Source organism: Hymenobacter mucosus, from assembly GCF_900188255.1.
Taxonomy (GTDB): domain Bacteria; phylum Bacteroidota; class Bacteroidia; order Cytophagales; family Hymenobacteraceae; genus Hymenobacter; species Hymenobacter mucosus.
On sequence record NZ_FZNS01000001.1, the window covers coordinates 92,617 to 104,783 of the forward strand.

Annotated in this window: 9 protein-coding genes; 3 read left to right on the plus strand and 6 right to left on the minus strand. The window is 59.4% G+C overall.

The window, feature by feature from the left end; translation table 11 throughout:
• Positions 1 to 27 precede the first annotated feature (27 nt).
• The 3 genes from CHB83_RS00405 (at position 28) to CHB83_RS00415 (ending at position 6,151) form a co-directional block, all read left to right on the plus strand.
• Entirely contained in the window at positions 28 to 2,571 is a 2,544-nt protein-coding gene (locus tag CHB83_RS00405) for a M1 family metallopeptidase (RefSeq protein ID WP_245855244.1), read from the plus strand.
• Between the two features lie 80 nt (positions 2,572 to 2,651).
• Complete coding sequence (locus tag CHB83_RS00410) at positions 2,652 to 5,702, plus strand: PAS domain-containing sensor histidine kinase (RefSeq protein WP_143436945.1); 3,051 nt, start codon at positions 2,652 to 2,654, stop codon at positions 5,700 to 5,702.
• A 35-nt stretch (positions 5,703 to 5,737) separates the two neighbouring features.
• Complete coding sequence (locus CHB83_RS00415) at positions 5,738 to 6,151, plus strand: response regulator (RefSeq protein ID WP_089331299.1); 414 nt, start codon at positions 5,738 to 5,740, stop codon at positions 6,149 to 6,151.
• Between the two features lie 66 nt (positions 6,152 to 6,217).
• Here CHB83_RS00415 and CHB83_RS00420 read toward each other — a convergent pair whose 3' ends face one another.
• The 6 genes from CHB83_RS00420 to CHB83_RS00445 all read right to left on the minus strand — a co-directional run bounded on the left by CHB83_RS00420 (position 6,218) and on the right by CHB83_RS00445 (position 12,071).
• The gene (locus CHB83_RS00420; RefSeq protein ID WP_089331300.1) at positions 6,218 to 8,536 is read right to left on the minus strand and encodes a DUF5682 family protein; all 2,319 of its coding nucleotides are present in this window, start codon (positions 8,534 to 8,536) and stop codon (positions 6,218 to 6,220) included.
• Between the two features lie 28 nt (positions 8,537 to 8,564).
• Positions 8,565 to 9,047: a DUF6985 domain-containing protein gene (locus CHB83_RS00425; RefSeq protein WP_089331301.1), complete on the minus strand. Its 483-nt coding sequence runs from the start codon at positions 9,045 to 9,047 to the stop codon at positions 8,565 to 8,567.
• Positions 9,048 to 9,058: 11 nt separating this feature from the next.
• Entirely contained in the window at positions 9,059 to 9,709 is a 651-nt protein-coding gene (locus tag CHB83_RS00430; RefSeq protein WP_089331302.1) for an SMI1/KNR4 family protein, read from the minus strand.
• Positions 9,710 to 9,803: 94 nt separating this feature from the next.
• A complete protein-coding gene (locus tag CHB83_RS00435; protein ID WP_089331303.1) occupies positions 9,804 to 10,376 on the minus strand; it encodes an SMI1/KNR4 family protein in 573 nt (190 codons plus the stop codon).
• Positions 10,377 to 10,379: 3 nt separating this feature from the next.
• Positions 10,380 to 10,952 carry a transient-receptor-potential channel family protein gene (locus CHB83_RS00440; protein WP_089331304.1) on the minus strand — a complete coding sequence of 191 codons (573 nt, stop codon included), beginning with the start codon at positions 10,950 to 10,952 and terminating at the stop codon, positions 10,380 to 10,382.
• A gap of 21 nt (positions 10,953 to 10,973) precedes the next feature.
• Positions 10,974 to 12,071: an ATP-binding protein gene (locus CHB83_RS00445; protein ID WP_045688113.1), complete on the minus strand. Its 1,098-nt coding sequence runs from the start codon at positions 12,069 to 12,071 to the stop codon at positions 10,974 to 10,976.
• Positions 12,072 to 12,167: the final 96 nt, after the last annotated feature.

Consider the following 12,167-nt stretch of genomic DNA (forward strand, 5'->3'; position numbering starts at 1 on the left):
GTGGGCCTGTGGTCCTGCTCTCACCAAATGGTTCCAACGGCTACGACCCCGCCCGCCACGCCGATGCCCGTGGTGCCCGGCGTCAGCCAGGAGCTGGCCCAGGACCGCGCCCGCCGCATCTCGCGCCTGGCCTACGATCTGCACTTAACTATTCCGGCTCGGAAAGCCGAACCCATTGCCGCCACCGAAACGGTGCGCTTTCACCTCACGGCGGCCGACCAGCCGGTTCAACTCGACTTCAAGGAGCAAACGGCCAACCTGAAAAGCGTAACCGTGAACGGCCAGGCAGTTGCCATCGACCATCACGATGAGCACGTGGTACTACCCGCTGCTAGTTTGAAAACTGGCTCGAACGAGGTGCAAATTGCGTTTACGGCGGGCAACCAGAGCCTCAACCGCAACGAGGATTTTCTGTACACGCTACTCGTACCTGACCGTGCCCGCACTGTGTTTCCGGTCTTCGACCAGCCCAATCTTAAAGCCTCGTTTCGGCTTACCTTAAGCGTGCCGTCGGGCTGGGAGGCATTGGCTAATGCTCCTATAGACTCGACGGATGTAACACTAGATGGTCTATTGCCAGGATCTACTACTTACTATTTCGCGCCCTCTGATACCATCAGCACCTATCTGTTCTCGTTTGCAGCGGGCAAGTTTACGCGGCTCTCGCGCACGCTAGCCGGCCGGGAAATGCAGTTTCTGCATCGGGAAACGGATAAGGATAAGCTGCGCCTGAGCCTGGACCCCATCTTCCAGATTCACGCCGATGCGCTGAAGTTCCTGGAGGACTACACCGGCATTCCGTACCCGTTCAGCAAGTTCGATTTCGTGGCCCTGCCCGATTTCCAGTACGGCGGCATGGAGCACGTGGGTGCTATTGACTATAAGGCCAGTACCTTGTTTCTGGACGAAGGCGCCACCCAGGACCAGAAGATTAGCCGCTCCAACCTCATTGCCCACGAAACCGCCCACATGTGGTTCGGCGATTTGGTGACCATGCAGTGGTTTAACGACGTGTGGATGAAGGAGGTGTTTGCCAACTTCATGGCCGACAAAATCACCCAGGTAGCTGTAGCCAATTCCAACTACGACCTCAAGTTTGTCATTGACCACTACCCGGCGGCCTACGGCGTAGACCGTACTACCGGCGCCAACCCCATTCGGCAGGAGCTTGATAACCTGAAAGATGCCGGCTCGCTCTACGGCAACATCATCTACCACAAAGCGCCCATTATGATGCGCCAGCTGGAGCGCCTGATGGGAGAGGAGCCCTTCCGCCAGGGCTTGCAGGAGTACCTCAAGAAGTACCGCTTCGGCAATGCCACCTGGCCCGACCTCATCCAGATTCTGGACGCTCGCACCCCCGCCGACTTGCAGGCCTGGAACCAGGTATGGGTAAACCAGCCCGGCCGCCCCATCTTCGACTACAGTCTGAAAACCAGCAACGGCAAGATTACCAGCCTGCAACTCACCCAGCAAGCCGAGGACAAGTCAGAGCGGCTGTGGCCCCAGCTGTTTGAGGTATTGCTCGTGTACCCCAATGGCGGAGTGAAAGAGCTGACGGTAAACATGAACCAGCGTGAGGTGCGCGTGCCGACGGCGCAAGGCGAGGCCACTCCCGCATTCGTGTTGTTTAACTCTACCGGCCTGGGCTACGGCGTATTTCCCCTTGACAAGCAGCTAACCGCGGGCCTGACTACCCTGCAAAACCCGGTGGCCCGGGCGGCGGCCTACGTGAACTTATACGAGAACATGCTCAACGGCCGCACCATTGCCCCGCGCCAACTGCTGGAGATATACCGGCAGGCACTACCCAAGGAGCAGGAAGAGCTGAACATCAAGTTGCTGACCGGCCAGCTCACGGATATGTACTGGAAGCTGCTTAAGCCCACGGAGCGGGCAGCGCTGGCCCCGGCGTTGGAGAAGGAATTGTGGCGGGCCATGCAGCAAAACCCCGCGGCCAACTCCAGGAAGCTTTTGTTCAAAGCCTACCAGTCGGTGGCCCTAACCAAGGAGGCCCAAACGCGCCTTTACCAGGTCTGGGACAAGGAGCAGGCCCCCGCGGGCGTGAAGCTCACCGAGGACGATTACACCGCCCTGGCGCTGGCCCTGGCCGTGCGCGACTACCCCGCCGCCACGCCTATTTTGCCCAAGCAGCTTGCCCGCATCCAAAACCCCGACCGCAAAAAGCGCATGGAGTTTCTGCTGCCCGCCCTCTCGCCCAACGTGCCAACCCGCGACGCCTTCTTTGCCTCCCTGGCCGACGAGAAGAACCGGGAAAAGGAAGCCTGGGTGACAACGGCCCTGGCTTACCTGCACCACCCGCTCCGGGCCGCCACCTCCGAGAAATACCTGCCCCAAAGCCTGGCCCTACTCGAAGAAATTCAGCAAACCGGCGACATCTTTTTTCCCTATTCCTGGCTTCAAGCTACCCTGGGCTCTTACCAAACGGCCACCGCCGCCCGCACCGTGCGGGAGTTTCTGGCCGCGCACCCCACCTACAACCCCAAGCTGCGCGCTAAGCTGCTGCAGGCTGCCGATGACGTGTTTCGGGCCGAGAAGCTGGTGCTGTGAAGTGCCTAGCTTAACAGAAGCCTTTGCTAGGGTAGTTGTAACTTCGAGTCAGTAGAGACGCCGTAATCCACCCCACCGCCGTGCTAGATTCTTCCGAAAACTTTCGGGCAGCTTTCGAGGCTGTTCCAGGCAGTTGCCTTCTGCTACAGCCCGATGCCCCCGCGTACACAGTGGTGGCCATTACAGACGAACTGCTGGGGGTGCTGGGGCTGGAACGGCAGCACGTAGTAGGGAAGAGCATATTCACGGTTTTCCCCGAAAACCCGGCCTTGCCCCAGGCCACGGGCGCCGCCGAACTGCGCACTTCCCTGGAGTATGCCCGCCAGGAGAAAGCCCATCATCACATGCCCGTAGTGCGCTACGATATAGCCGCTGCCGCGGGCGTGTTTGAGGAACGGTACTGGTCGGCTAACAGCAAGCCGGTGGTAAGCCCGGCGGGCGAAGTTCTCTACATCATCCATGCTACGGCCGAAGTGACGGCCCAACTGCTGGCGGAAAAGAAAGCGCAGGCTTTGCGGCAAGTAGAGAAGACCTATAGCCTGTTCTTGCAGGCTCCCGTGGCGGTGTGCATTGTAACGGGGCCACAACACATTGTGGAGCTGGCTAACGACGAGATTCACCAGTTTCTGGGCACTACCCCAGCTATCATTGGGAAGCCCTTGTTTGAAGCGCTGCCGGCCGCGAAAGCACAGGGCTTTCCTAAGCTGCTGGACCAGATACGCACCACCGGGCAACCATTTTATGGTACGGAATACCCGGTTACGCTGACCCTTAATGGCCGGGAAGAGCTGCGCTACTACAACTTTGTTTACCAGCCCTACTACGAACAGCCCACCGACAAAGCCCCCGTGGGGGTGTTCAGCGTGGCGCACAACGTAACGGAGCAGGTGCTTTCCCGCCAACGGGCCGAAGAAAGTGAGCATCGGTACCGCACCTTGATTGAAGAAGCGCCCATTGCTACGGCCTTCTACACGGGGCCGGAAGTTCGGATTCAGTACGTGAATGCCATTATGCTCAGCTACTGGGGCAAAGACCGGACGGTTATCGGCAGCACGCTTCGGGAAGCCTTACCCGAACTGGCCGACCACTCCTTTCCCGCCTTGCTGGAACATGTGTACACCACCGGCGAGCCGTACGTGGGGGTGCGGGAGGCCACCACGTTGCTGGTCGATGGCAAATCCAAAATCTCCTACTTCAACTTCACCTACAAACCCTTGCGCAATGAGCACGGGGACGTGTACGGTATCCATCACACGGCCATTGACGTCACGGAGGAAGTGCTGGCTCAGCAGAAGATCGAGGAAAGTGAAGCCCGCTTCCGCAACTTGGTGGCGCAGGCTCCCGTGCCCATTGCCCTCACCATCGGCCCAAACATGGTGTTTGCAAACGTCAACGAACCGATGCAGCAGATGGTAGGGAGAAGGAGTGTGGCGTTCGTGGGTAAAACCATGCGTGAGATATTCCCCGAACTTGAAAACCAGGCTGCGGAACAGCTGGCGCGCCGGGCTCAAGAAAAAGGGGAGCCTTTTTACGGAACCGAGATGCCCGTAACCCTGCAAATTGGAAATGAAACGCGCCAGGGCTACTACGATTTATCGTACACTCCGCTGCGGGAGAAAGGCCAGATTACGGGCGTCATTCACGTAGCCGTTGAGGTAACCGAGCAGGTGCAAGCGCGGCGCAGACTGGAAGAAAGCCAGGAGGAGTTGAAGCGGTTCAAGTTTATGGCCGACCAAGCCCGTGACCCGTTTGTGCTCATGCGGGCCGATGGCACCTTCGCCTACCTCAACAAACAGGCGCTGGATTCCTGGGGCTACACGGCGGAAGAAGCCCGGCACCTGCACGTGCAAGACATAGACTCTTCGTACCCGTACCAGGCCTACGTGGAGGTATTTGGACGGGCTCAGAATGGCAGCTTCCCCCGTTTCAATAGCGTGCTTAAACGCAAAGATGGGCACACCTACCCCGTCAGCGTGAGTATGAGCGGACTAGTGCTGGGGGGCGAGCCGTACTTGTTTGCCATTCCGCGCGATAGTACGGAGCAGAAGAAGTTTACGGACACCTTGCAGGAAAGTGAGCAACGCTTCCGCATCATGGCCGACGCGGCGCCCAACCTGGTGTGGGCAATGCACCCCGATTCTGCAATCCGCTATGTGAACACTACCTTCCTGGAGTTTTTGGGCACTACCCTCGGCGCATTTGTGGCTACCAACTGGGAGACCTACGTGCATCCTGAGGATGCGGCAGCGGCCCAGCGCACAATCAGCAGCGCCATTGAGGAGCGCACGCGCTTCCGTATAGAGTACCGCATGCGCCGCCACGACGGGCAGTACCGGTGGCTGTTGTCGCAGGGGGCGCCCAGCTACTACCTCAGTGGGGAGTTGTACGGCTACGTAGGGTCCGCCATCGACATTACCGAGCTTAAGGAAGCCAACCAGCAACTTCTACGCACCAACAACGACCTGGACAACTTTGTGTACACCGCTTCCCACGACTTGAAGGCGCCCATTGCCAACATTGAGGGGTTGCTGCACGCCTTGCAGCGCACCCCACCCACCGAAACGCTGGCCTCGGAGCAGGTGCTGCGCCTAACGGAGATGATGCAGGAATCGGTGGAGCGCTTCAAAAAGACCATTGCCACCCTTACCGACGTTGCCAAGCTGCAAAAGGAACACGACGGCGAGTCGGTGCTGATAGACCTGGTCACGGTGGTTGAGGACGTGCGCCTGGACCTGACGCCCATGATTGCGTCGGTGGGGGCGCAGGTGGAGATAGACGTGGCGGCGTGTCCTACTATTCGTTTTTCGGAGAAAAACCTGCGTTCCGTCGTCTACAATCTCTTCTCCAATGCCCTCAAGTATCACTCGCCCGAGCGGACGCCGCACGTGCGTATCCGTTGCGAAAGTACCCCCGAGCATCAAGTGCTAGTGATACAGGACAACGGATTGGGCATGGAAGCTGGCCGCCAGCAGCAGCTTTTTACCATGTTTAAGCGCTTTCATGACCACGTAGAGGGTAGTGGTATTGGTCTCTACATGGTTAAAAAAATGGTGGACAACGCCGGCGGACGAATTGAAGTAGAAACGCAGGTTAAACAAGGCTCTACGTTCCGCGTATACTTCCGCCGCTAGTGCAGTCACTTATTAGAATAAATACGCGTAGTGTAATGGAAAAGCTTCCCAGCATCCTGTTAGTGGATGATGATAAGACGACGAATTTTCTTAACCGCCTACTGTTAGAAGACTTACAAGTAGCTCAGCAAGTACTCGTGGCCGAAAATGGGCAGGAGGCCTTGCACGTAATCGAGCAAGAGTGTCAAAAAACTAGCTGCCCTCCGCTCATTCTGCTCGACGTGAATATGCCGGTTATGAATGGGATAGAGTTTTTGGAGACCTATGCACCCATAAAACAAGCCGCTGAGCAGTCCATTGTGATTGTGATGCTGACTACCTCCCTGCACCCCAGGGACATGGCCCGGCTTGAAAGCCTCCCGATTCAGGGCTTTTTAAATAAGCCTTTGACTAAGCAAATGGTAGGCGAGATTCTGCAAAAGCACTTCAAGCAGGAACTGCCCACCTAGAACATGCGCGAGGCAGAGGCACCCTGCCTGTACTACCTCGCGCAAGGAGGTGCTTTCTATGGTTGTTCAGCCTGCCCCCAGGAGTTCTTGCAATAGGGGCAGCACCCGTAGTCCGCGCCCTAGGTCAATAGCGGTTTCCTGGGCCGCTGGTGCTGCCGCTCCTCCAGTAGCCAAAGCCAGCACCTGCTGGCGCTCGGGCCGGCTAAAGTCGGCGAAGGAGCGACGTAGCAGGGGTACAGTCTCTTGAAAAACAGCCTCTTCCAGGCCGGAAAGCCACTCGTCTAGTAAATCAAACAGCACCCGGTTGTGAATCAGGAGCAGGCCGCTCCCGCGCAAGAACCCTTCAATCCAGGCGGTGGCGTAGTCGGTGGGCTGGGCCGGGGCCAGGGCTAAGCCCAGAAGTGTGGCGGTAGCATCCGGGGCAAGCTGCTGGGTGTCGAAGAGCAGGCGGGTAGCTACGCCGGCTAGTAGGCCGCTGCTGGCGGGTTGCCGTGCAATGCTGTGCAGAGCTGCGTACCACTCGGCGTGCTGGGCTTCGTCGGGTAGCAACCGAATGGCCTGGTGGGCCGCCTCCATGCGTTCCAGTAGCTGACTGGCCGCGCTGCGGTCCAGGCCGGTGCAGGCCAGGGGGAGAGAAATGGACAGGCGTGGCACTAGGTGGTGGACTACCTGGGCCACCTGGGCAGTTTCGGTGCGGCGCACGTTGCCGTAGCGCAACACGTTCACCAACGGGGGGAGGGCCGTGAGCAGGTGGGCTACGTCGCGGGTGCCGGCACTTAGGGTTTCGAGGCGGGTTACCAGCACAGGCAGGGCCGGAGCGAGGTCGGCACGCAGGGCCTCTTCCAGCAACTGGCTAACTTGGCCCAAGTCGGTAGCTTCCTGGGCGCGGTGGCGGGCGGCCCCGCTGGCGGCGGTCAGAACGGTATTGCCCCACCGGCCCGCTTCCAGCACGCCCAGCACCATTTCGGGTCGCCATTGTAGCTCCCACACTTCATGGAAAGTGCCGCTTTTGCCTTGCACGCGCTGCGGCTGACCCCAGCGGATACTCAGCAGTTGGAGGCGGTGGAGCAAGTGGCTCCGGCCGAGGTCGAGGTCCTTGCGTAAGTCCAGGGCCAGCGTTTTAGGAGCGGCTTCGGGCTTGAGGCGCAAGCTCTTTTGCTGGAGTGCTAGGTCCTGCTGAAGGGGTGAGGCGGGCAACTCCTCGGGCACTTCGCCCAGCTTTACGCCAATTACTAGCTGCTGATGCACCAGCTCCAGGGCCTCGGCGTAGCCGCCCCCAAAGATGCTCACTGCCGCTTCTTCCAGCTCTTCAATGCCGGGTAGGGCTAGTCCGCGCACGGCGGCCAACGCCTCGGCCAGCCGCACGCCCTCAATGGCATGAGCCGAAGAGGCATCAATTTGCTGGGCTCGGAGCAGGTGGGCCGCCCGTACCATCCAGTGGGTCACTACCCGCTCGTGGGGCTCCTGAAACAGCAACTCGTACCAGGCCGGCGACAACACCCCCGCCCCGTAGCCCGATTGCCGGGCCAGGCGCTCGTAGGTCCAGGGCACCCAGGTGGCTTCAGTGGGCGCTTTCTTGAGGCCTTTAAGGCGAGCCTTATCGTCTTTGGCGTAGGTAGGCAGTTCTTCGGCCCGTAGCACCGGCGCGTGCCAGGCCCCGCACACCACGGCTACCCGCTGATACCCCTGCTTGAGGGTAGCGCGCAGGGTTTCGCGCATGTAGGCTTCCCGCAGCAAGGTTTCCTCCGATTCGGGCTGGGCCAGTTCCTCGCGCAGGGCCGTCATCATCTGCAGTACTACCTCAAAGGCATCGGCGTGGCCGGCCGAGTGCTCAATGCGGGCTTCCCACCACCGCTCCCCGTCGGTGTAGCCATCGAGGCGGGCCAGGTGGGCAATGGGGTCAAGGTGCAGCGGGGCTTCTTCGAGAGCCGACGCTTCAGTGGTTTCTGAATTTGTAGCAGGTATTTCCGCTTCCTCTGGCGCGGTATCTGAGGTAGGAGCGAGGGTTGTTTCGGCGGCTACTTCAGCAGGAGGCAGCGGCTCGTGCTCCACAGCATCCGGGAGGGCAAAACGCAGCGTCATCGGCAGGTCGAAGCAGCGCAGGTGGGCGCCGTGCTGCTGGCACCACTGCACAGCCTGCCACTCTGGGGAGAAGTGGGCAAAGGGTAGAAACGAAGCTTGGGCGTGCTGCTTGGGGTTGTAGATGAGCAGGGCCACCGGCGGCTTCAGCTCCGGGGTAGAAGCCAGCGTCAGGGCCTTTTCCCCGTCGGCGGGGCATTCCAGCAGTACCATGTCGGGCTGGTAGTCGTCCAAAGCTTTGAGCAGGGAAGCGGTGCTGCCGGGGCCGTGGTGGCGGATGCCGAAGAGGCGGAGTTTGGAAGGCATAAGGGGGTAGGACTACAGTAGGGGTAACTCAGGTTTCGGCAATGCCGCCCATTTCGGCCAGCTGGTTCGCCTCAAACCTGATTTCCAGGCCGTGTTCCGTATCGAGGCCGTAGCGAATAGACAGGCGGAGCGTTTGCCCTTCCGTAATGCGGAGGTAGGCCACGTCCTGCAAATAAGCAAAATGCTCTTCAGGCGTGCGCAGGTGCAGCGCCGGGGCCCCCAACTGGGCCGGGTCCTCATAGAAGGAAGCATACAGCTCCTGGTAGCGGGCAAAGGCCTGCTGCCGGAGCTCGGGGAGCAGGCGCGGAGCATCCGCAACGAAGGCCTGGAACGTAGCCGCATACGCGTCGAGCTGCGCTGGGGAAAGGTCGTATTCCTCGTCTTCCTCAAACAGCTCCTCGCCCAGAAATACCTCCACGGGCTGCTCAAAGCCCGGCAGCGCAAACTTCTTTTGCGGGGCCATGCCGGCCCAGCTTTCCTCCCCAATTCCCCAGAGCGGATGAGTTAGCATAAGTAGTACAGTTAGTTATAGGCCGTAGGAGGTAGCACGCTCTGCCACCGCGGCGCGTGGTGCCAGTTTACCACGTCAATGCTTTCCGTGGCGGCCAGAAACTCGTTGCCATCTTCCAGGGCATCAGGCTCTAAAAAGTAGCGCCCCTGCTCCAGGTCGTCGGCGAATTGGGCAAGCAAGGCCTCAGCGGATTCGGCTACCCGGAAAGCGGCTTGGTTTTCCTCATCCACGAAAATGACCTGACCATAGCGGCCCGCCGGCGCCGGGGTCAGGTCCACGCACAGCCACGTATGCGAGCCATCGAAGCCTAGCCGGAGCCAGGAGGGGTTCAGCAGGTTATCGGCTTTCACCGGGGCCTGCGTGCGCATCAGCGGGACCTGCTTGGAGTCGTGCAGGCGACTTTGCAAGTCGGCTGCTACCTCTGTCAGAGGCATAAAGCTCAGGCCATAGAACAGGCTGCCCAGGTTGCCAGACTCTTCATCCAGGCCGTTGCGCCAGCGGTACAGGGCTTTGTAGTCCGGGGGAAGCGGTTTCCCAACGGCGGCCTCTAGGCCACTCAACTCGCTTTCAGTAGCTCCCTCGTTCAGCGACTCGGTCAGGATGCGGGGTGCGTGGGCGGCCAGCCAGGTTTCTATTCGGCGGATGGAATCAGATTGGTTCATGAGGTAGGGAAGGAGTTGGCCGGGCTACCAGTTTTCGGTTCGGGAAATTGAATGGGGTAGGACACGACCATAGGCAACGACGCACCGGAGCAGTCTACCCCGCTTCAAATTCCTGCGGAAACCCTTTCGGATGCTCTGGTTCCAGTTCCTCCAAGTGCTCATCGGTCAGTAATGCAGATTCGGCGCCGGCTTGCTCGTAGGCCTGTACCACGGCCGCCAGCCAAGCGGTCAGGTTCGGGAACAGCACGGTGCGTTGTTCCCAGTCGTGCCAGTGCTCCATAATTTGCCCGGCCTGGCCGGTAAAGGTGCCGTGCAAATCCACGCAGACATGGTCGCCGCCACCGTTTTCCAGGAAGGGCACCCAGGCCGGATGCCACCAGTTCGTCACGAAGTCGCCATCGGCCAGCAGTTCGTTGTTGATGCGCATGCTTTCGGCCGCGCTGTCCAGCGACTGAAGGCAGTTGTTCTGGAAGAAGCTGTCGTAGCCTTCCTGCCCGTTGTGCCAGCTAAACCACTGCCGCAGCTCCGTCGGCAACACTAGGTTAAACTCCGCCTCAAAAGCGGCTAGCTCCGCCGCCGTAGCCGGTGGGCCCAGAGTGCCGTAGTACTCCGGCCGGTGCTGTTGGAGCAGGGTGTCGAGGCGGGTGAGTAGTTCGGGGAAAGTCATGCGTTAGCGGTTAGATACAGCAATTCCACGTTCCTGGAGCAACTGTTTCGCGGCTTCCAACGCGGCAGGCACTACGGCGCGCTTCTGCACCATGTCCTGCAAACTTTCATCTGATTTCTTGGCGAACGTTTCCTTGAACTTCGACACTTGCGCCCGCCAATTTTCCGCTTGCTTCTGGGGACTAGGCGACGGAATTATATAGGCTCGCAGGAAGCGGTGGGCGCTTTGTTTATTTAGGAAATAATAGATAATGATTAGCAGCAGCGAAAGAGGCTGAATGCCAATCGGGCCTATTCCAACACTTGTTTTATCGAGTGTGAAGTTGGCTAGGTTGAACAGCCCCATGGTTAAGGTCACAAGCAGGACAGGTTTGAACAAGCTTCTTTTCAGAAAGTAAACAAGCAGACTCAAAACGACTCCCACGAAACCTATATAGTGAGTGATGCTGAATGCTCTGTCATAATAAGCGCCCTCATAATACACTTTGTCAAAGAAGATTATGAGTAGGGTATAGATACATATCCCCGTTAGCGTGAGCAGTGGAATCAGGTTTTTATGAACTCTGAATAGATTCATTGGATATAAGAATATTGGCTTTTACTCTACTACCTCCCGGCAGGCGCGATACAAATCTTTCCAGCCGTCGCGCTCCTTTACTACGGTTTCTAGGTACTCCAGCCATACCACGCGGTCCTGCACGGGGTCTTTGATGACGGCGCCGGTGAGGCCGGCGGCGAGGTCGGCGGCTTGCAGGGTGCCGTCGCCGAAGTAGGCGGCCAGGGCCAGGCCACTGTTGAGCACGGAAATGGCCTCGCCGGTGCTGAGGGTGCCGCTGGGGCTCTTGAGCTTGGTTTTGCCGTTCTCCGTCACGCCCGAGCGCAGCTCCCGGAAGATGGTCACGAGGCGACTGATTTGCTCCAGGGCCGCCGTGGTCTCGGGCAGTTGTAGGGCGCGGCCGGTTTTTTCGACCCGGGAGTGCACAATCTGGACTTCCTCCGCTACGGACGTGGGCAGGGGTAGCACCACCGTGTTGAAGCGACGGCGCAGGGCGCTGCTTAGCTCGTTCACACCCTTATCCCGGTCGTTGGCGGTGGCAATGACGTTGAAGCCGCGGGTGGCTTGCACTTCGGTAGCTAGTTCGGGTATGGGCAGCACTTTTTCGGAGAGGACGGTAATGAGTGTGTCCTGCACATCGGAGGGGATGCGGGTGAGCTCTTCCACCCGCACTAGGGCGCCTTCCTGCATGCCTTTGAGCAAGGGGGAAGGCACCAGCGCCGCCGCGGAAGGCCCCTCGGCAATGAGGCGGGCGTAGTTCCAGGAGTAGCGAATGGCGTCTTCACTGGTGCCGGCCGTGCCTTGGATGAGCAGGTTGGAATGCCCGCTGATGGCGGCCGTCAGGTGCTCCGAAACCCAGCTTTTGGCGGTGCCCGGCACGCCCAGCAGCAGTAGGGCGCGGTCGGTAGCCAGGGTAGCCACGGCAATTTCCATCAGGCGCCGCTGCCCAATGTACTTAGGTTCAATCTCAAAGCCATTATCTAAGGTGCCGCCAAGCAGGTAAGTGACCACAGCCCAGGGGGAGAGTTGCCAATTTGGGGGCTTGGGCCGGTCATCAACGGCGGCCAGGGCGGCTAACTCCTCGGCGTATTGTACCTCTACGTGGGGGCGTAGAACTTCAGTGGGCTTATTAATCGACATAGTGGAGCTAAGCTAGACGTTTGAGATGAGGGATGGGGTAGGCGCAGATAGGGCCAGACATTGTACGTTGCTGCGCCAAGCAAAAAGCTGGCAGCA